This is a genomic window from Corynebacterium glutamicum ATCC 13032, from assembly GCF_000011325.1.
Lineage (GTDB): Bacteria > Actinomycetota > Actinomycetes > Mycobacteriales > Mycobacteriaceae > Corynebacterium > Corynebacterium glutamicum.
In genome coordinates, this window is record NC_003450.3 from 2149444 (window position 1) to 2167915 (window position 18472).

Consider the following 18472-nt stretch of genomic DNA (forward strand, 5'->3'; position numbering starts at 1 on the left):
CCCCGAAATGACCCCACCCAAGTCTTATCCGAGTTTCCTGCGGGATGAACGCGGGATAAATGCGGGATAAACCCCACAAAACCCCACAAAACCCACCCCAAGAAACAAAGAAACCCCCAACCAATCACTTAAAGTGACTGGTCAGGGGTCTGTTAAGTACTAGAAGCACCTAACAAACGCTAAATAATTAGCGCTTCTCCTTAATACGTGCAGCCTTGCCGCGCAGTTCGCGCAGGTAGTACAGCTTCGCACGACGAACGTCACCACGACGAATGACCTCGATCTTCTCGATGTTTGGGGAGTGTACTGGGAAGGTACGCTCAACACCGATGCCGAAGGAAACCTTACGTACGGTGAAGGTCTCGCGGATTCCGCCGCCCTGACGGCGAATGACAACACCCTTGAACAGCTGGGTACGGGTGGTGGTGCCTTCGATGACCTTGACGTGTACGTCGAGGGTGTCGCCGGCGCGGAATGCAGGAACGTCGTCGCGCAGGGATGCTGCGTCGATCTTATCCAGAATGTTCATATAAACAATCCTTTTACTAGTAGGGAAAGAGGACCCTGGCGGCACTTCCCCAGGTTTGGGGTGCTCGGCCGGTTCGTTTCCGTTTCAATTTTCGAGGCTGTCACGTTTGCCCAACGTGAGTTGGGGTTTGCACAGTCAACTGAAATATTCTTTCACATGTGCGCCTTGGTTTTCAAACTGGGGTCTGCTCCCCTCACTTGGGTGCACTAACCGTTGACAAATCTTGGTTGTCGGGCTTGACTGGTGGCGACTTACCCCACGGGTGCCCAATGCATTGGGCTGAGATTGCGCGCTGTTGCTGCGCGGGACCGTTCGAACCTGTCTGGTTAACACCAGCGAAGGAAGCGAGGATTGATTGTCCCGTGTTTGAAAATCGTTTTGACCTGCGTTGTTATGTTGTGACTGGTGCGGGCTCGGTGGATGAGGTTGTGCACACTGCGTCTGCTGCGGCTCGTGGTGGCGCGGGTGTGGTGCAGGTGCGTTCAAAGCCTATTTCGCCAGAAGCGATGAGGGAGTTGGCATCAAAGGTTGCGCTTGAGGTTGCGCGGTGCAGCCCAACAACGAGGGTGCTTATCGACGACCACCTCCACGTTGCTTCTTCCTTAATGCGCGAAGGACTCCCGATTCACGGTGTGCATCTTGGGCAGGATGATATGTCGGTGCTTGAGGCTCGTGAGTTGTTGGGGCCTGAGGCGATCATTGGGTTGACTACTGGAACCCTAGAACTTGTGGCGGCGGCGAATGAGCTGTCCGATGTGTTGGATTACATCGGTGCTGGGCCGTTTCGGAAGACTCCCACCAAGGATTCAGGTCGGCCACCGATTGGCCTTGCGGGTTATCCCCCTTTGGTGGAATTGTCCAAGGTGCCGATCGTTGCGATTGGTGATGTCACCCCTGCCGATGTGCGCGCTCTCAGCGCAACCGGTGTGGCTGGCGTTGCCATGGTGCGGGCTTTTTCTGAATCTGATGATCCACAGCAGGTCGCTGAAAATGTGGTGGCTAACTTTGAATTAGGAAGGCTCTCATGAAGAAGCATGCGATTATTATCGGCGGCGGAATCATTGGGTTGACCACCTGCTTTGAATTCCAGGAGGCTGGTTACCAAGTCACGTTGATTGATCCTGACCCAATTTCCGGTGCGACTCATCATGCCGGCGGAATGTTGGCCCCCACCGCGGAGGTGCAGTATCAGCAACATGATCTGATTTTGTTGATGAAGGAATCCGCTCGCCTATACCCAGACCTCCTCCAAAGAGTGTCTAAATACACTGACTTGCCCACTGGGTATCGCACTGATGGAACCCTTCTTATCGGTGCGGACCGCGCGGATGGCATGCATGTTGCGGAGTTGATTAAGTACATGCATTTGAAGGATTTGCCTGTCGATGTGTTGACTACTCGTCAGGCAAGGGCTGCGGAGCCAGCGTTGTCGCCGAGGATTTCTAAGGTGGTCAGCATTGATGGGGATCATCAGCTGTCGCCGCGTCTGTATGCCCGGGCGTTATTGGATGCCATTTTGCAACGCGGTGCGGAGCATATTGCCGACGCTGTGATCTCTATTGATGGCCACGATCCGTGTTTGACCGTGACGATGAATTCGGGGGTGAGGGTTGCGTCGAAAAGCGTTGTTGTTTTGGCGGCGGGCCTGGGCGCCGCAAGCATTCCCGGCTGGTTTGAGGGCGCGAACCCATTGCAGTTGAGGCCGGTGTACGGCGATATTGTGCGCGTGCGCGTGCCGGAGCGACTGCAGCCGATGGTCACCAAGGTGGTGCGCGGGTTTGTGGAAGATCGTCAGATTTATATCATTCCGCGTACCGATGGCACCCTCGCGATCGGCGCGACAAGCCGTGAGGATCACCCGCAACCTCGAACGGGCGCAGTGCATGATTTGCTACGCGATGCTATCCGTTTGATTCCGGGCATTGAAGAAACCGAATTTATCGAAGTCACCTGCGGCGCCCGCCCCGGCACCCCGGATGACCTGCCGTACCTGGGATGGGTTGGATCCAATGTGATTGCGTCCACAGGATATTTCCGCCATGGAATTTTGCTGTCAGCCCTTGGTGCACGCGCTGCCGTTGATATGGCAACCAACCAGCCACTGTTCCCCACTCTTGATGTGTGCGATCCGTTTCGCCACCAAATTTAAGGATTTTTCACAAGTGATTACCTACACCTTCAATGGCACATCTATGCGCTCTTCCGAATTGACCGTGGAGCAATTGGTCCACCAAGAAATCGGCCACGACACTGGAGTCGCCGTGGCAATCAACGCCGCGGTCGTACCCAGATCCCAGTGGTCACGCGCCATTTGTGACAACGATTCCGTAGAAGTTCTCACCGCAATTCAGGGAGGTTAAAATGCTGCATATTGCTGATAAAACTTTCGATTCCCACCTCATCATGGGCACCGGCGGAGCCACCTCTCAGGCGTTGCTGGAGGAATCCCTTGTCGCCAGTGGAACTCAATTGACCACCGTGGCGATGCGTCGACACCAAGCAACCACCTCTAGCGGAGAATCCATCTTTGCCATGCTGCGCCGCCTCGAGATCGCCCTTCTCCCCAATACTGCAGGCTGCCGCACTGCCCGCGACGCCGTCCTCACTGCACAATTGGCTCGGGAAGCCCTCGATACCAACTGGGTGAAAGTGGAGGTCATCGCCGATGAACACACATTGCTGCCCGACACCGTTGAGCTTCTTGATGCCTGCGAACTCCTCGTCCACGACGGCTTCACCGTTCTGGCTTACACCTCTGACGATCCCATCACTGCCAGCCGACTAGAAGACTGTGGCGTTGCAGCTGTCATGCCATTGGGCTCCCCGATCGGAACCGGCCTGGGCATTCTCAACCCGCACAACATTGAACTGATTTGCAGCCGCGCGAGCGTACCCGTGATCCTCGACGCCGGTGTAGGCACTGCCTCTGATGCCACACTCGCAATGGAACTCGGCTGCGACGGCGTCCTTCTGGCCTCCGCTATCAACCGCGCCCAAAATCCCGTCGCGATGGCCGAATCCATGTTCCACGCCGTTGAAGCCGGAAGATTAGCCGCCCAAGCAGGCCGGATCCCGCAACGCCAACATGCGGTGGCCTCATCAAGTTTTGAAGGTTTGGCATCCTGGGCGGAGCAGGTGCTTTAACATGGCGCAGCTTCCCACATCTGAGCTTCACCGCACGGCCCGCCAACTCGCGCTCCCCGGATATGGTATTGAGCAGCAGGAACGACTTTTCAACGCCCACGTTCTAGTCATCGGCGCAGGCGGTCTCGGCTGCCCAGTCATGCAGTCGCTGGCTTCCGCAGGCGTTGGAACCATCACGGTCATCGATGACGACACCGTCGACATTTCCAACATTCACCGCCAAATCCTCTTCGGCGCAAGCGATGTCGGTCGACCCAAGGTCGAGGTTGCCGCCGAGCGCCTCAAAGAACTCCAACCAGACATCACCGTCAACGCGTTGCACGAACGGATCACTCCAGAAAACGCCTGCGAGCTGCTCAATTCCGTGGACCTCGTCTTAGACGGCTCCGATTCTTTCTCCACAAAATACTTAGTGTCTGATGCCGCCGAAATCACCGGAACTCCCCTCATCTGGGCAACGGTACTGCGCTTTCACGGCGAACTGGCACTCTTCAACTCTGGCCCCGACCACCGCGGAGTCGGCCTGCGCGACGTCTTCCCCGAACAACCCTCCGCCGATTTCGTCCCTGACTGCGCCACCGCTGGTGTTCTTGGCGCCACCACAGCCACCATCGGCGCACTCATGGCCACTCACGCCATCGGATTTCTCACAGAAATCGGCGACGTCCAACCAGGCACAATCCTCTCCTACGACGCATTCCCCGCCGCCACGCGCAGCTTCCGCGTCTCCGCCGACCCGGCGCGCCCACTGGTCACCCGCCTCCGCGCCTCCTACGAGGCAGCGCGCACCGATACAACTTCGCTTATCGACGCCACCCTCAACGGCTCCCTCACCGCCCTCGATATCCGAGAGCCACATGAAGTTCTGCTCAAAGACCTCCCCGAGGGCGCAACGTCACTGAAGCTCCCCTTAAGCCAGATCACCTCGGACAGCGACATTTTAGAGGCACTGTCTGGAATCGACGGCGACATTTTGGTCTACTGCGCTTCGGGAATCCGCAGTTCCGACTTCATCGACAACTACTCCCACCTCGGCCACAAATTTGTGAATCTTCCCGGTGGGGTCAACGCGCTGTAGCTGTCAATTTAAGAGGCCAGAATTCTGGGACGAGTCAAAGCATGGCCTGCGCACTTTGAGGCGCTCAGAGGCGATTCTGTGAGGTCACTTTCTCGTGCCCCCAACTCATTTTTTGCGGTACTTCACGGCAGGCTGCCTGATTAGACCAAGACGCCCCCTGGCGAATCAGTCCTTGGCCTAATACTGCACTAATCCGCTCTCGAAATGTGAGATTCAGACCAAGGGGAGCTTGAGAACACTCCCGCTTGGTTTGAAAGTTGCCTTAGCCACCGAGGCCGGCGCGTCGTAAAGCATCTGCCATGGAACCTGTGGCGGGCTTAGCGGACTGTTTTTGCGGAGCTCGCTGCTGTTTGGCTGGTCGGTTTCCGCGCTTTTGCGGAGCTGGGGCACCGGGTTCATCGGTCAAGCGGAGGGAAAGGCCGATGCGTTTGCGGTCGACGTCAACTTCCATGACCTTTACCTTCACGACCTCACCAGAGCGAACAACTTCGTGGGGGTTGGAGATGAATTTGTCGCTCATCGCGGAAACGTGAACGAGGCCATCTTGGTGCACTCCCACGTCAACGAATGCGCCGAACGCCGCAACGTTGGTGACAGTTCCTTCCAGGATCATGCCGGGTGTGAGGTCGGAGATTTTCTCCACGCCTTCTTTGAAGCTGGCGGTTTTGAATTCTGGGCGGGGGTCACGTCCGGGTTTATCCAGCTCGGCGATGATGTCGGTGACGGTGGGGATGCCGAATCGTTCATCAGCGAAATCAGCGGGCTTCAATTTGGTGAGCACCGCAGAGTTTCCGATCAGTCCCGAGACATCCAATCCTGTGGCTTTCGCAATGTTGCGAACAACTGGGTACGCCTCGGGGTGAACAGCGGAGGCGTCGAGAGGGTCGGTGGATCCAGAAATGCGGAGGAAGCCAGCACACTGTTCAAAGGCTTTGGGTCCCAGGCGAGGAACTTTGTTCAGTTCTTTTCGGGAGGAGAATCCACCGTTTTCGTTGCGGTAGGCCACGATATTGTTTGCCAAGGTGGAGGTCACTCCGGCAACTCGGGTAAGAAGTGGTGCGGATGCGGTGTTGAGGTTAACTCCGACTGCGTTTACTGCGTCTTCGACGACACCATCAAGGGTTTTGGCAAGTGCAACCTGGTTGACATCGTGTTGGTACTGGCCGACTCCGATGGCTTTGGGCTCAATCTTGACGAGCTCCGCCAGTGGATCCTGGAGTCGCCTCGCGATAGAAACTGCACCGCGGAGGGAGACGTCCATGTCGGGGAATTCTTCGGCTGCGATCGGTGATGCCGAGTACACGGATGCGCCCGATTCGGAGACCACCACGGGGGTTGGTCGCGTGCCACCTGCGGCTTTGATCATGTCAGCTACTTCGCCGGCGAGTTTTTCCGTTTCCCTCGAGGCGGTTCCGTTGCCGATCGCCATGAGTTCCACACCGTGGGTCGCGCACAGGTTAGCCAGTTCGGATACGGCTTCCTTCCAGCGGTTTTGGGGCTGGTGTGGGTAGACGATCGTGGTGGCAACATCCTTACCGGTGGAATCCACGACAGCTACTTTCACACCGTTGCGGAATCCCGGGTCAAGGCCAATTGTGGAGCGCTGACCAGCGGGAGCTGCAAGGAGAACGTCGCGGAGGTTGGTGGCAAACACATCGAGTGCGCCTTCCTCTGCTTTTTCTTTCAGACGCATGCGCACATCCAATCCGGAGGACACATACAGTTTGGTGCGCCAACCCCAGCGCACAGCCTCAGCCAGCCAGCTAGAAGTGTGGGTGTCCAGGGAGAATCGGTCGGCGATCAAACCTTCGTAGATTATGTCGTCGCCCGCATCGAGGTTGAGGCTCAGCACACCTTCGTTTTCACCGCGCAGCAGCGCCAAAATTCGGTGAGATGGAAGCTTGTCAAAAGGTTCGGAAAACTCAAAGTAGTCCTTGAACTTTGCGCCTTCCTGCTCCTTGCCCGCCACCACCGATGCCGCCATGGAACCCGCGCGATACATTTGCTCACGCACCTCGCCCACCAAATCGGCATCGAGCGCGAAGCGGTCAATCAAAATGGCGCGAGCGCCATCCAAAACTTTTTTGGAATCCTCAAAGCCCTCAGTCGTAAATGCAGCTGCCTGCGCTGCGGCGTCGAGGGACGGGGCGTCGATAAGCTTATCGACGAGCCCCTCCAGGCCCGCCTCCCTAGCGATATCGGCCTTCGTCTTGCGCCGTTTTTTGAACGGCAGGTACAGATCCTCCAGGCGAGCCTTGGTGTCGCATCCCAAAATCAGCGAGCGTAAATCGTCGGTGAGTTTGCCTTGTTCCTCAATCGCGGCGAGGATGCTTTGTTTACGATCCTCCAGCTCACGGAGGTAACTGAGGCGTTCTTCCAGGTCACGCAGTTGGGTATCATCGAGTCCCCCAGTGATTTCCTTGCGGTACCTGGCGATGAACGGAACGGTGTTTCCTTCATCCAAGAGCTTGATGGCGGCCTCGACTTGTTCATCTTTGACGCCGAGTTCGAGAGCAATCGTTCGAGAAATTGATGACATTTGGGCAATTCTACCCGGAATGTGTGCTCGACCCCCGAAGGATCACCTGCCCCTGCAAAACCACATCGCCGGTGGGAAGTTCGGGATTTTCAATCAGATCTACCAACAAGCGCACGGCCTCTTTCCCCATCTCCTCATGCGGTGGAACAAACGTGGTAATCCCCGCGCCGACAAAGCTGTACCACTCAGGATCGTCATAACCACCAATCACCACATCGTGGGGAACGCGGACATTCAGGCGAGTAAAAGCACGCATCACCCCAGCCATCAGCCGAGGAGACGCCACAATCAATGCATCGGGAAGGCCGTTGTTAAACACCACCTGAGCCATCTCTTCGCCAGATTCGACAGAATAGTGGCCAAAATGGAACGTCACCTCAGCCCCATATATCGACGCCGCATGACTAATACCGCGCATTCGTTCCTGCGTGGTGGAAAGTGATTCTTCACCAACCAAAGCAGCAATGTTCATTCCGCTGCCGCCCAGCACCGACTCGGTCAGCTGAAAAAACCCAGCCTCATCATCACACAACACCCGAGGGAAACCAGGACCCAATTCACCACGAGTCAACTGCACCATGGGGATTCCTTCAGGAGCAATTGAGCCGACCACTGGAACGTGGATAATTCCTGCAGCTTGAATCGAGATCAACGATTCCATCACCACGTCCTGCGCCTGCACACTGTTGGCCTCCGCAACCAGCATTTGATAGCCAGCAGCTTTCAGATCCTGCTGAATAGTCTGCAGCGATTCCGAATAATACTCATTGGACAAATCCGGAACAATGACCCCCACCAAGGCACTGCGATGTTCCCGCAACGCCTTGGCCAGCTGATTTGGTACATAGTTCAGCTCTTTAGCCGCCGCCTGAACTTTCTCCCGCGTCTGCGGGGACACATACCCCTTGCCAGATAGTGCCCTCGAGGCTGTGGCATAACCGACTCCAGCTAACTCAGCAACTTCCTTGAGGCTCGATTTTGCTGACATCTCCACACCCCCTTACCTTTAATTTTCAATTACCAGAGTCCGATGACATTCATCCACAAACCACCGATAACCAACCAGATTGTAATCGATACCGCGCCAGCAATTGCCGAGGTCCGCCACCACTCACCCACCGTGATGTAGTTCAAACCAAACAATGTTGGCGAAGGACCACCAGAATACTGAGTGAGTGAAGAGAACAAATTGGAGGTGTACGCCAACACCAGGGCCGCCATCAACGGGGGTGCACCAATCGCAATCGCAGCACCCAGGAAGGCCAAGTACATCGCAGAAATATGCGCTGTTGCCGAGGCAAAGAAATAGTGACTGAAGAAGTAAATCAGCACCAACACAACCAAAGCAACGACCCAGTTCATGCCACCCAAACTGGAAGCAATTACCTCAGAGATCCATGCGATGAATCCGTACTGCGATAACGCTGTTGCCATCATGTATAGCACCGCGAACCACACCATGGTGTCCCACGCAGTCTTTTCTTGAATGATGTCCTCCCACGTCAGCACGTGAGCCACTAGCAAGATGATGACGCCAACGAAAGCGGTGGTAGTTGCCGAGATTCCCAAGACCAAATCGCCACCTGTCCAGAGCAGCAGCAACACAACAAAGGTTCCCGCCAGCACCTTCTCACCATAAGTAAACCCACCCAATTGCTTGAGCTCATCAGAAGCCATTTTCTTGACCTCAGGGGTGTCCTTCAACTCAGGTGGATAGATCTTGTATACCACCCACGGCACCACAATAAGCGCCACCAGACCAGGCACAATCGCACCCACAGCCCAGTTTGTCCACGTGATATTGACATCCATCTGCGAAGCCAAAGAGGCGATCAAGGGGTTTCCTGCCATTGCAGTTAGAAACATCGCGCACGTAATCGCATTTACCTGTCCCACATTCAGCGCCAAGAACGCGCCAGCCCTGCGACGAGTTGGGCCAGGAGTGGAATCATAAGTCAATGCCACCGACTTCATAATCGGAGCCATAATGCCACCACCTCGGGCAGTTGCTGATGGAATCGCAGGAGCCAACACCAAATCAGCGAGCGCCAAACCATAGGTCACACCCAGCATTTTTCCGCCGACTTTAGACACAAAGAACAACGCTATTCGACGTCCAAGCCCCGTCTTGATGAATCCACGCGAAATCAGGAACGCCATCACAATCAGCCAAATGGTGCCGTTACTGAAACCAATAAGGCCATACACCGCGCCGGGATCATCAGAAGACGCCGTCAACGGCACCAAACCAGTCAACACCGCGGCGATCATGCCGATAATTGTCACGGCACCCATTGGCATTGGCTTGAGAATAATCGCCACAATCGTCGCGATGAACAGGCCAAACATCCGCCACGCTTGATCCGTGAGTGCTTCAGGGTGCGGGCAAACCACATGGCAACCACAATCAACGCTGGAATTCCCAACTTGATTAAAAGATTGCTCCAATGGGACCTGGCAGGTGCATTAACACCTTGGGATTGGTTCTTGATCGGTGTACTCATCGTGCGTAAACTCCTGAACGATTCGAGTTGTTAAAGTTTTGGGTTGTTAAAGTTGGGCATTCCAGGCGGCGACAGCTGCATTCACCATGGATTGTGCTTCGCCGACGTAGTCTGCAGGCTGCGCAAAATTCTTAGGCAACAGGTCTTCGACCCCATGTTGAACTGCAATTATCGGCAGTTCTTCTGCCAGCGTGGTGTGCTCTTCACGAGTCTTTGTGGATGCTTCATAAACCAAGTCATGAGCTTTCTCACGCCCCAGAGCTGGAGCTAGTTGAATCATCTGAGCTTCCGCCATGATCAATCCACCAGCAAAAGCCAAGTTCGAGGACATACGATCTGTATCCACTCGCATTCCTTCAGCCACCACAATGGCTTCATCGAGTGCAGCGCCAGCTAGATTGGCCAACGTTGGAATGACAAGCCATTCTCCCTGCCACTCTCCTGCTGCTCGTTCATGTCCCGATTCCTGAAGCCGTGGCAAAGTCGAGGTCAAGGCACCCGCCACCACTGAAATACCAATCATGAGCTCGGAAGAAATCGGGTTGACTTTCTGAGGCATCATGGAAGATGCACCCCGATGGGAGTTGTAAGGCTCAAAAACTTCTCCGATTTCAGTTCGGGAAAGATCCACGATGTTTCGGCCAAATTTTGCCATCGATCCACACAGCGTTGAGCACACCCATCCGAAGTCCCCAAGCACATCGCGTTCCACATGCCATGACACCACCGGGTCCTTCAGATCCAACAGGCGGGCCATCTCTGCACGAACCGTTGCCGCTTGTTCGCCTTGTGCTGCGTTGTTTCCACCAGCACCAAACAGCGAAATGACTCGCACGCGCTCGAGTGCTTCCTCAAGTCGTTCCCTCTGCCTGCGGATTTGATCCAAAAAGGTAGCGAGGGTTGCTCCAAATGTAGTGGGAATTGCCTGCTGAGCATGGGTGCGTCCCGGCATCACGGTGTCTTTGTGCTCTTCAGCCCGTGCTGCCAGTGCATTCCCCAGACGCACGATCTGTTTATCAAGGGCGTTCAAAGAGGCAGTCATTTGCAACACCAGTCCAGTGTCCATGATGACTTGGGTCGTGGCGCCGTAGTGGACTCGCCCGTTGGGGCCTTCTGGAAGGTGACTGGCGATTTGTCTTACCAAGCCAAGGATGGGGTAGCCGACATTTTTGGCATCTTCCCACAGCTTCTCGCGGTCAATGTTGGAAAGGACTGCCGCCTGGTTGATCTGTGCAGCATCGTCTTCAGTGATCACACCATGGCGGGCTTGAGCAGTTGAGAGTGCTCTCTCCGCAGCCAACCAGCTTTCGATTGTGGCATCTGAAGAAAAGATTTCTAGTTGAGTGTCATTTCCTGCGTACTGCCAAAGTTAGGAGAATGGGGCTTTGTCAGTGGGATACATTGTGCGCGCTCCTAGCACCTATGGGCTTGTGTGGAATCGTATCCACAAAGGTATGATGATCGTTATTCCTGGAGCCGAAAAGTAGGAAAACTCACACCTGCCCCACGCGGCGTTTTAAGCGCTCAGATTTGAGAAACGCACCCGAGGGTCAATCTGGTCGAGTTACCTCCTTAAACGGTCATATAAAACATCATCATTTCCGCATGTAATGGGCGATTTTGACACCTGTGAGATCCCTGATCAAGAATCCGACCAGCTAGCATACCTGAAGCTCTAAATCGAACGAATTTTTGCATGGAACCTCGGCTTTCGTGCAAATTTTCGACTGATTTCGGGTCCCCACCACCCAAATCGGTCGGATTTTTGCATCTCACCATCCACCGCGGTGCGGATCCAGCATTTTCGACAGTGCCCCTCCCGAAAAGCATTTCCGCCAGAACGGCGGGCTAACTGACTAAACGCGGAAAACTAGCCCCGATGCTGCCACGCGCATGATGCGTTAACGCCAGGTTCGGTCGCACCTTCAAGGGAAGTTCCATACCAGTAGGTCCCCTGAGGCAACGCCCCCACCACCTTTTTGGTGAGGTCTTTAAGCTCCAGGTCGGAGGAGCCGTTAATTACTAGGCGGTGGAGCACTTCCACAATTGGTGGGTGGCCCTCTAGCTGGGAGAACTGGGTGACAAGCATGTTGTCGGGTTCGCAGGTGAGGTCGACGATCTGGGAGTGGATTTCAGAGGCTACGAATCCGGACTCACTCAATGTCGCTGGTAGGTTTTCTAGTACTTTTTCCCATTCGCTGGGGACGATGAGGATGTTGAGGTCGGTTGAAACTTCTCGCATGGTGGTCATATTCCTTTCAACCATTTACTTGGCAAATTGCTTCCGTGCGCGGAAAAACATCAGCGCCAGCAATCCTAAGGTTATCCAAAGCATGTAGCGGTTGACCACGTTGACGATGTCGAGGACTTGTTCGCCGAAGGTGTATCCCAGCCAGATGAATAGTCCGTTGACCGATAGTACGCAGATCGCATTCCAGGCCATGATGATCCAGAAGCGGATTTTCACCAGGCCAGCCACTGCGTTGAGGATGGTTCCCGGCACTGGTCCTGGGAGGTATGCGAGTGGAATGAGGCCGATGATCCAGGCGTAGAGGCGGGTGGATTCGGAGTCGACGGATTTTTTGAACATGCGGTGGAAGCGGGGCATGTATTGGAGGGACATGTCGATAAATTCCATGCCCCAGCGCTTACCCATCAGCCAATAGACGGGCATGAACTTCAGCGCGCCGATCAGGGTGCAGAGCCAGTAGACCCACCAGATGCCGTTTTCTACCGAAGCGTTCGCGCCGCCCACGACTGCACTGGTGTAACCACCGACGATGAGGGTGTAGGCCAGAGGTTGGGTGAGCATCCAGGCGCGCAGTGGGATCATGCAGAGGGAGAAAATGCCCATCACAATGAGTGCGATGAACAAAATGATGTCGGCGCGTTCTGGGTTGCTGAGAAATTTCGGGAGCTCGGGCTCTGGCTTTGGGGGTTGAGGTGTGGTCTCTGTCATTTGTCCAGTCCCAATACTTTGAGGTCGGTGGAATCGAGGAGGGATGCGTCGATAAGCTCAGGCCTAATTGCCTGGGTGCGTAGGAGCGCCTGATCGCGTCGCCAGCGATCGACCTTGGCGTGGTTGCCCGAGAATAGTACTTCGGGGACGTCAAGTCCGCGCCAGGTGCGCGGCTTTGTGTACGACGGGCCTTCGAGCAGGCCATCGGAGAAGCTGTCTTCTTCGTGGCTACGACGGTTTCCGAGCACGCCAGGGATCAGGCGCACGACGGCTTCCGCGATGACCAGGACTGCCACTTCCCCGCCGATCAGCACATAATCGCCGATCGATACCTCGCGCACGCGGTAGCGGTTGGCGGCATCATCAATAACGCGCTGGTCAATGCCCTCGTAGCGCCCGCACGCGAACACAATGTGCTCCTCGTTGGACCACGCCTGCGCATCCGCCTGCGTGAACGGCTTGCCAGCCGGGGTGGGCACCAGCAACAGCGGCAGGTCGCGGTCTTCTTCCACGACATAAGCACGCTTTTCGACGCCACCCAGCTCATCATGGCGCACATTTTTCAGGTGCAGCGAGGCCGAATCGAGTTCCGCACCGCTCACCCGGCCTGCGGCGACATCATCAAGCGCTGGCCCCCAGACCTCTGGCTTCATCACCATGCCCGGGCCACCGCCATACGGGGTATCGTCGACGGCCTTGTGTCCGCCGGTCGCCCAATTCCGAAGATCATGAACACCGACTTCCAAAATGCCATCCTCAATCGCCTTACCCAGCAGGGCATGGCGCAGAGGATCCAGGTATTCGGGGAAAATGGTCACGACATCAAGCCGCAGACGGTGGGAATCAAGATTTTCGGAGCTAGTCACGGACTTCAATCTACCAAGAGGTCTACGCTGGAGGCATGAAGCCTCACACACTTTTGCGACAAGCTTTAGCAATCGGCAGCGTGGGTGGGCTCTTGGTGCTCAGTGCCTGTGGCAATTCTGATTCAACTTCTCCTACTGTTTCGGAAACTGTCACAGAAATTGTCACTGAAACTTCGGCCCCTGATTCCACGGCAGCCCCGATAGAATCCTCGCCTGCTACCTCTTCAGATGCTGTGCCTTCAGAAGTTGTGCCTTCAGAAGGCGTGCCCAAGCAATGCACAACCTCGGAACTCAACATCTCAACCGGTACGCAACAAGGCGCTGCAGGAAGCGTGCTGATTGACCTGAACTTCACCAATGCTGGCTCCACAGACTGCACACTCCATGGCTTTCCGGGCGTGAGCTTTGTGGGAATGGATAACGGCACGCAGATTGGCGCGCCAGCGGTTCGGGAAGGAGACGCCTTCCCTGCGGTCACGCTTGGACCCGGTGAGAACACAATCGCCGCTCTGAAAATTTCCAGGGCAGAAAACTACGACTCGGACGCATGCTCACTGCAACCAGTTGATGGGCTACGCGTCTACCCGCCAGGTGAAACCGCATCCGAATATCTTCCGCTGGAAGGATTCAATGGATGCGACAATGATGGTCTTAAGCTGCTGACTATTAAATCTGTCGGAGCCTAAAGATCTAACAAGCCCTCTGGAGGGGTGATCGTTGCGGTTCCTTCTTCCAGATCCACCTCAGGAACAATGGCGTGCACAAAAGGAATCAGTGTTTCCTTGCCTGAGGTCAGGCGGACTTCCAGGATCTCACCGGCTGGGCCATGCATCACGCCGGTGACTTCACCGATATCCTCGCCCTCGTGAATGACGCGCAGACCTTCCAACTCATGGTCGTAGAAGCCATCCTCATCGTCTTCATCCTCAAGAGGTGCCGCAAAGAATCGAGTTCCACGCAAAGAATCAGCAGCGGTACGATCTGGGACCTCTGCGAACTTCACCAAGAGTCGACCTTGGTGCATGCGCGCTGCATCGATGGTCAGTGAATGCTCCTTGCCTGCCTGCTTGCCGTTGAGAACTTCCCCAATGGCGAAGCGAATGTCTGGATCATCGGTGCTCAATTCCACCACGACTTCACCCCGAATGCCGTGGGATTTTACAACTTTTCCGATTTGCAGTTCCTGCTCTGTACTCATGTATAGAAAGTTTATGTCACGAGCCCACATCCGCCCTATTTCAGCAATGTTTAATACCGGTGGAATCGTTTTTATTAGGATGGGTGGATACCTATCTTTAGTGAGCCGTACTAGCGAGAAAGCTGCCCCATGACTGTTTTCAATGTTCTCCATGACGCACCCGCACCACAGCCGGATAAAAACCGCCCCGGTGTCAAACGTCTCCTCCAAGGTGATGGCGCAAACCTCATCGCCTTCACTTTCAGCCCTGGACAGTCACTTCCCGACCACCGCGCCGCACATCCCATCACCGTGACCGCATTTTCTGGCCAGCTCACCTTCAGCTATGGCGAGGAAACCTTTGAGCTCTCCCCCGGTGTGACAGTGCACTTGGAAGCAGGAGTTACCCACCGCGTGGACTGCCCGCCAGAAGCACCAGGCGATGCAGTAATGCTGTTAACTATGCTCACTGGTGAAAAACACTCAGTCAACCAGGCCTAACAACTAAAAAACCACCCGCCCACGATCACTCGTGTGCGGGTGGTTTTTAAAGAAGTACAAACAAAAGTGGCTTATGCCTCTTCTGCAGCAGCTTCCTCAGCTGGAGCCTCTTCGGACTCTGCAGCGGCAGCCTTTTCAGCAGCAGCCTTCTCAGCTGCTTCCTTAGCTTCCTTGTCCTCGCGAGCCTTCTTCTTCTTTTCAGTGATGGCTTCAGCGGTTGGGCCGTTGTTAGCCTCAGAAAGAGCCTGGTTGAACAGCTCAAGCTTGGATGGCTTAGGCTCTGCAACACGGAGGGTGCCTTCTGCGCCCTCGATGCCCTTGAACTTCTGCCAGTCGCCGGTCACCTTGAGCAGCGCTGCAACAGCCTCGGTTGGCTGAGCGCCAACGGAGAGCCAGTGCTGCGCACGCTCGGAGTTGATCTTGATTACGGAAGGCTCAGCCTTTGGCTCGTAGATACCGATGTTCTCGATAACCTTGCCGTCGCGCTTGGTGCGTGCATCAGCGATGACAACGCGGTAGTGCGGGGTACGGATCTTGCCGAGGCGCTGGAGCTTAATCTTTACAGCCATGTGAATTTTCCTCACTAGGTCACTGGGCAGTACAGTCACTCACCGTGTGCTGGTGAGCCGGTTCAGCCCTTCTTGTTTAACCTGCGCGTGACTCCTCCGGACGACCGGGGTCGTTGGCGGCAATACGCAGGAAAGTCTGTTAGACGTTGCCACGCCCATTCGAGCGCAGACAACCTGAACAATCTTAGCGGTAACTGACCAAGAAATAAAATTGTGGTGTCTTCTTGTCAAATAACCACTGTTTATAGGGCAATTCTTTGGCAATGTACCCAACTCATTACCCACCTGCTGATTCAAAGAGTAGATTTAAATAGTGTGCTTCCGATTGCCTCCGGTAACGATGACCGGAATTTAATCCGTTATGTCGACGGTGGTCGATTTGATGAAATCATGCTCACCGGAGACCTCACTGGCCTGAGCAGTTTTCTTACCAACGCTGGCCCGAACGCCCGGGATGATTTTGATCTCACGGTGCTCATGCGCGCTGCCGAGGCAGGCAACCTCATGGTTGTTGCCCGCTTGTTAGATTTAGGTGCCAATCCCCGACTCACCAATCCTCGTGGTGTCACGGCCCTACATATCGCAGCGATCGCCGGGGACGATGGCATTGTGGAATGCCTCATTGATGCAGGCGCTGAAGTCGATGCTGTAGATGATCAAGGTCGCACTCCCCTATGGAACGCAGCGGCTCATCATCTGCCTGATTCTGCGGTGGTGGATGTGCTGCTTCGCGCAGGTGCGAATGTGAATCTGCGCGATTGCAATGGAGTCAGCCCAGAAGACATGCTGTAGAAGCATTCTTTAGCAGGATTTATCGCACCACGCTTTTCATTTTGAACGCGGCAATGAGTCCAAACACCACTCCCCATGAGGCAACAATTCCTACTGCCACCCATGTAGAAACGGGTTCCCCAAACATTTCCAGTTTGAGTCCGTATCCGAATTGGAAGATATCGAAGGCTTCGGGTGGAAGTGAAATCGCGTCCAATGCTGGGGCAACCACAATTTGTCTGATCAACATTCCAGCTGGGGTAAACGGGAGGAAGTTCAACACGTTTGTCACTGCTTCAGGCAATGCGATGGGTGGAATATAAGCAGCAGATAAAAAGCCCGCCAGGGTGCCTACCAGGCTTGAAAGCGCAGACATTCCGCCTTGAGATTTCACCAAGGTGATCAGAAATGCTGCAATTGCGGAAAACACCAGGGTGAGCAGAAGCAAGGCGACTACCAATTCGAGCACGCGAGCAATGCTCATGCTGAAGTGCCCCAAAATAGCTAAACCAATACTTCCCACCACGATTTCAAAGATCAAAATCGTCATGGCGACAATGACTGCTGCGAAGATATAGGACACCGTCAGCGTCGTTCTGGATACGGGTGCCACGAGGAAATCTTTGATGCCTCCGCGGGTGCGATCTTCAACCAGCACTCCAAGTGCTGCTTGCGGAACAGTGATTGCGGACGTGATGAGAATTCCGGAAAACACCCAATTGAAGACGAATCCTTCAACATCGTCTCGGGCTGAGTCAGGTAGATCCACCATGAGACCGTCAATTTGCAGTTTTCCTAAAAACAGCACGTACAGGACCAAAAGGATGAGCGCACCCATGATGGAAAACAGCACTGCCATGCGGTCGCGGAAAAAGCAGCGCAAGTGTCTGCGTGTCAGAACTGTAATCATGATCGTTTCCGTTCAGCTGTAACTGCTAGAAATACATCGTCCATGGAACCGTGGCGGATCTCTACGTCGAGAACCCCATCTAGTTCTGTTGCCAGGCGCGCAGCTTCGAGCCCATTTTCCAACTTGATCCGCAGTCGGTCACCGTCGATTTCTGGGCTCAAGTGGGCCAACTCTTTACCCGAATGAGTAGGGTCGTTTGTTCTAAGAGTCAATTCTGTTGTGGTGTAACGGGCGCGCAGTTCCATCGGGGTTCCTGATGCGACCTCTTTGCCACGGTCAATGATTAGAACTGAATCAGCCAGTTCTGTTTCTTCCATGTAGTGAGTGGTCAAAAAGACAGTGAGGCCCACATCGTTACGCAGGGAATTGATGGTGTCCCAAACTTGGCGTCGTGATCTGGGGTCGAGGCCTGCTGTGGGTTCATCAAGAAAAAGAATGTCTGGGCTGTGCAGTAAAGCTCGTGCGATGTCGGTGCGACGTTTTTCACCGCCCGACAACACTCCGTATCGGCGGTCCGCAAACCCTTCCATCCCGATTTGCTCAATGAGCTGTGCAACCCGCTGCTTCCCCACCCCTGGGTACAGCTGTCCGCGTGTTTCCAAGTTTTCTTTGGCACTCAGCAAAGGGTCTAAGACGGATTGTTGAAACACCACTCCAAGTTTTTCAGAATCTACTTGGCCACCCTGCAGTTCGATCTCCCCAGAGGTGGCTTGATCAATGCCAATCAGGCATGAAATCGTGGTTGTTTTTCCTGCGCCGTTCTCCCCTAGAAAGGCAAAAATTTCCCCTTGTGAAACATCAAAATTTAAACCGTCAACCGCAACGGTGTCGCCATAGCGTTTGACGAGGTCCCGCACTTTTAGGATGGGTGACATAGTTAAATTTGTAGCAAAAACAAGTAATCGGCGCATCGCTTAGGGAAAGT

The 18472-nt window shown here is 54.8% G+C and carries 20 protein-coding genes and 1 riboswitch; of the genes, 8 read left to right on the plus strand and 12 right to left on the minus strand.

The window, feature by feature from the left end:
• Positions 1 to 187: 187 nt before the first annotated feature.
• Entirely contained in the window at positions 188 to 529 is a 342-nt protein-coding gene (rplS, locus tag CGL_RS10125; protein ID WP_011014838.1) for a 50S ribosomal protein L19, read from the minus strand.
• Positions 530 to 777: 248 nt separating this feature from the next.
• A riboswitch (TPP riboswitch) is annotated at positions 778 to 891 on the plus strand.
• On the opposite strand from rplS, the gene CGL_RS10130 reads away from it, so the two are divergent.
• The 5 genes from CGL_RS10130 to CGL_RS10150 are packed head-to-tail and all read left to right on the plus strand — an operon-like array spanning position 892 to position 4751.
• Positions 892 to 1557 carry a thiamine phosphate synthase gene (locus tag CGL_RS10130; protein WP_011014839.1) on the plus strand — a complete coding sequence of 222 codons (666 nt, stop codon included), beginning with the start codon at positions 892 to 894 and terminating at the stop codon, positions 1555 to 1557.
• A complete protein-coding gene (gene thiO, locus CGL_RS10135; RefSeq protein WP_003861894.1) occupies positions 1554 to 2678 on the plus strand; it encodes a glycine oxidase ThiO in 1125 nt (374 codons plus the stop codon). The genes CGL_RS10130 and thiO overlap by 4 nt, the downstream gene beginning before the upstream one ends.
• 13 nt (positions 2679 to 2691) lie before the next feature.
• Complete coding sequence (thiS, locus tag CGL_RS10140; RefSeq protein WP_003857586.1) at positions 2692 to 2889, plus strand: sulfur carrier protein ThiS; 198 nt, start codon at positions 2692 to 2694, stop codon at positions 2887 to 2889.
• 1 nt (position 2890) lies between these two features.
• Positions 2891 to 3673, plus strand: coding sequence for a thiazole synthase (locus tag CGL_RS10145; RefSeq protein WP_003857587.1), 783 nt, complete (start codon positions 2891 to 2893; stop codon positions 3671 to 3673).
• A 1-nt stretch (position 3674) separates the two neighbouring features.
• The gene (locus CGL_RS10150; protein ID WP_011014840.1) at positions 3675 to 4751 is read left to right on the plus strand and encodes a ThiF family adenylyltransferase; all 1077 of its coding nucleotides are present in this window, start codon (positions 3675 to 3677) and stop codon (positions 4749 to 4751) included.
• A 262-nt stretch (positions 4752 to 5013) separates the two neighbouring features.
• On the opposite strand, the gene CGL_RS10155 is transcribed toward CGL_RS10150, so the two are convergent.
• The 7 genes from CGL_RS10155 to trmD all read right to left on the minus strand — a co-directional run bounded on the left by CGL_RS10155 (position 5014) and on the right by trmD (position 13628).
• A complete protein-coding gene (locus CGL_RS10155; RefSeq protein WP_011014841.1) occupies positions 5014 to 7290 on the minus strand; it encodes a Tex family protein in 2277 nt (758 codons plus the stop codon).
• 10 nt (positions 7291 to 7300) lie between these two features.
• Positions 7301 to 8278, minus strand: a complete 978-nt coding sequence (locus tag CGL_RS10160) for a LacI family DNA-binding transcriptional regulator (RefSeq protein WP_003857593.1) — start codon at positions 8276 to 8278, stop codon at positions 7301 to 7303.
• A gap of 29 nt (positions 8279 to 8307) precedes the next feature.
• Positions 8308 to 9639 carry a DASS family sodium-coupled anion symporter gene (locus CGL_RS10165; protein WP_011265863.1) on the minus strand — a complete coding sequence of 444 codons (1332 nt, stop codon included), beginning with the start codon at positions 9637 to 9639 and terminating at the stop codon, positions 8308 to 8310.
• A gap of 201 nt (positions 9640 to 9840) precedes the next feature.
• On the minus strand, positions 9841 to 11094 hold the full coding sequence (locus CGL_RS10170; protein ID WP_011014843.1) for an adenylosuccinate lyase: 1254 nt from the start codon (positions 11092 to 11094) through the stop codon (positions 9841 to 9843).
• Positions 11095 to 11664: 570 nt separating this feature from the next.
• Positions 11665 to 12045: a hypothetical protein gene (locus tag CGL_RS10175; protein WP_011014844.1), complete on the minus strand. Its 381-nt coding sequence runs from the start codon at positions 12043 to 12045 to the stop codon at positions 11665 to 11667.
• Between the two features lie 15 nt (positions 12046 to 12060).
• Positions 12061 to 12753: a membrane protein gene (locus CGL_RS10180; protein ID WP_003856330.1), complete on the minus strand. Its 693-nt coding sequence runs from the start codon at positions 12751 to 12753 to the stop codon at positions 12061 to 12063.
• Positions 12750 to 13628, minus strand: a complete 879-nt coding sequence (gene trmD / locus CGL_RS10185; RefSeq protein ID WP_011014845.1) for a tRNA (guanosine(37)-N1)-methyltransferase TrmD — start codon at positions 13626 to 13628, stop codon at positions 12750 to 12752. Before trmD ends, CGL_RS10180 begins: the two co-directional genes overlap by 4 nt.
• A gap of 26 nt (positions 13629 to 13654) precedes the next feature.
• On the opposite strand from trmD, the gene CGL_RS10190 reads away from it, so the two are divergent.
• On the plus strand, positions 13655 to 14305 hold the full coding sequence (locus CGL_RS10190; protein ID WP_011014846.1) for a DUF4232 domain-containing protein: 651 nt from the start codon (positions 13655 to 13657) through the stop codon (positions 14303 to 14305).
• On the opposite strand, the gene rimM is transcribed toward CGL_RS10190, so the two are convergent.
• Positions 14302 to 14817: a ribosome maturation factor RimM gene (gene rimM, locus CGL_RS10195; protein WP_011014847.1), complete on the minus strand. Its 516-nt coding sequence runs from the start codon at positions 14815 to 14817 to the stop codon at positions 14302 to 14304. The genes CGL_RS10190 and rimM overlap by 4 nt on opposite strands.
• Positions 14818 to 14946: 129 nt before the next feature.
• Here rimM and CGL_RS10200 point away from each other — a divergent pair, with 129 nt between their 5' ends.
• A complete protein-coding gene (locus tag CGL_RS10200) occupies positions 14947 to 15297 on the plus strand; it encodes a cupin domain-containing protein (RefSeq protein WP_003861911.1) in 351 nt (116 codons plus the stop codon).
• A 71-nt stretch (positions 15298 to 15368) separates the two neighbouring features.
• On the opposite strand, the gene rpsP is transcribed toward CGL_RS10200, so the two are convergent.
• Positions 15369 to 15866: a 30S ribosomal protein S16 gene (gene rpsP / locus CGL_RS10205; protein ID WP_011014848.1), complete on the minus strand. Its 498-nt coding sequence runs from the start codon at positions 15864 to 15866 to the stop codon at positions 15369 to 15371.
• 315 nt (positions 15867 to 16181) lie between these two features.
• On the opposite strand from rpsP, the gene CGL_RS10210 reads away from it, so the two are divergent.
• Positions 16182 to 16658 carry an ankyrin repeat domain-containing protein gene (locus CGL_RS10210; protein ID WP_003856346.1) on the plus strand — a complete coding sequence of 159 codons (477 nt, stop codon included), beginning with the start codon at positions 16182 to 16184 and terminating at the stop codon, positions 16656 to 16658.
• A gap of 19 nt (positions 16659 to 16677) precedes the next feature.
• Here the strand turns inward: CGL_RS10210 and CGL_RS10215 are convergent, their stop codons facing one another.
• Positions 16678 to 17547 carry an ABC transporter permease gene (locus CGL_RS10215; protein ID WP_011014849.1) on the minus strand — a complete coding sequence of 290 codons (870 nt, stop codon included), beginning with the start codon at positions 17545 to 17547 and terminating at the stop codon, positions 16678 to 16680.
• Positions 17544 to 18422 (minus strand): ABC transporter ATP-binding protein, encoded by an 879-nt coding sequence (locus CGL_RS10220; protein ID WP_011014850.1) that lies wholly within the window; start codon positions 18420 to 18422, stop codon positions 17544 to 17546. The genes CGL_RS10215 and CGL_RS10220 overlap by 4 nt, the downstream gene beginning before the upstream one ends.
• Positions 18423 to 18472: the final 50 nt, after the last annotated feature.

Bases quoted from the DNA above. Each gene is read 5' to 3' on its own strand.
- rplS (WP_011014838.1), bottom strand. From the start codon at position 529: ATGAACATTCTGGATAAGATCGACGCAGCATCCCTGCGCGACGACGTT.
- thiO (WP_003861894.1), top strand. From the start codon at position 1,554: ATGAAGAAGCATGCGATTATTATCGGCGGCGGAATCATTGGGTTGACC.
- CGL_RS10145 (WP_003857587.1), top strand. From the start codon at position 2,891: ATGCTGCATATTGCTGATAAAACTTTCGATTCCCACCTCATCATGGGC.
- CGL_RS10150 (WP_011014840.1), top strand. From the start codon at position 3,675: ATGGCGCAGCTTCCCACATCTGAGCTTCACCGCACGGCCCGCCAACTC.
- CGL_RS10155 (WP_011014841.1), bottom strand. From the start codon at position 7,290: ATGTCATCAATTTCTCGAACGATTGCTCTCGAACTCGGCGTCAAAGAT.
- CGL_RS10160 (WP_003857593.1), bottom strand. From the start codon at position 8,278: ATGTCAGCAAAATCGAGCCTCAAGGAAGTTGCTGAGTTAGCTGGAGTC.
- CGL_RS10165 (WP_011265863.1), bottom strand. From the start codon at position 9,639: ATGTTTGGCCTGTTCATCGCGACGATTGTGGCGATTATTCTCAAGCCA.
- CGL_RS10175 (WP_011014844.1), bottom strand. From the start codon at position 12,045: ATGACCACCATGCGAGAAGTTTCAACCGACCTCAACATCCTCATCGTC.
- CGL_RS10180 (WP_003856330.1), bottom strand. From the start codon at position 12,753: ATGACAGAGACCACACCTCAACCCCCAAAGCCAGAGCCCGAGCTCCCG.
- CGL_RS10190 (WP_011014846.1), top strand. From the start codon at position 13,655: ATGAAGCCTCACACACTTTTGCGACAAGCTTTAGCAATCGGCAGCGTG.
- rimM (WP_011014847.1), bottom strand. From the start codon at position 14,817: ATGAGTACAGAGCAGGAACTGCAAATCGGAAAAGTTGTAAAATCCCAC.
- CGL_RS10200 (WP_003861911.1), top strand. From the start codon at position 14,947: ATGACTGTTTTCAATGTTCTCCATGACGCACCCGCACCACAGCCGGAT.
- rpsP (WP_011014848.1), bottom strand. From the start codon at position 15,866: ATGGCTGTAAAGATTAAGCTCCAGCGCCTCGGCAAGATCCGTACCCCG.
- CGL_RS10215 (WP_011014849.1), bottom strand. From the start codon at position 17,547: ATGATTACAGTTCTGACACGCAGACACTTGCGCTGCTTTTTCCGCGAC.
- CGL_RS10220 (WP_011014850.1), bottom strand. From the start codon at position 18,422: ATGTCACCCATCCTAAAAGTGCGGGACCTCGTCAAACGCTATGGCGAC.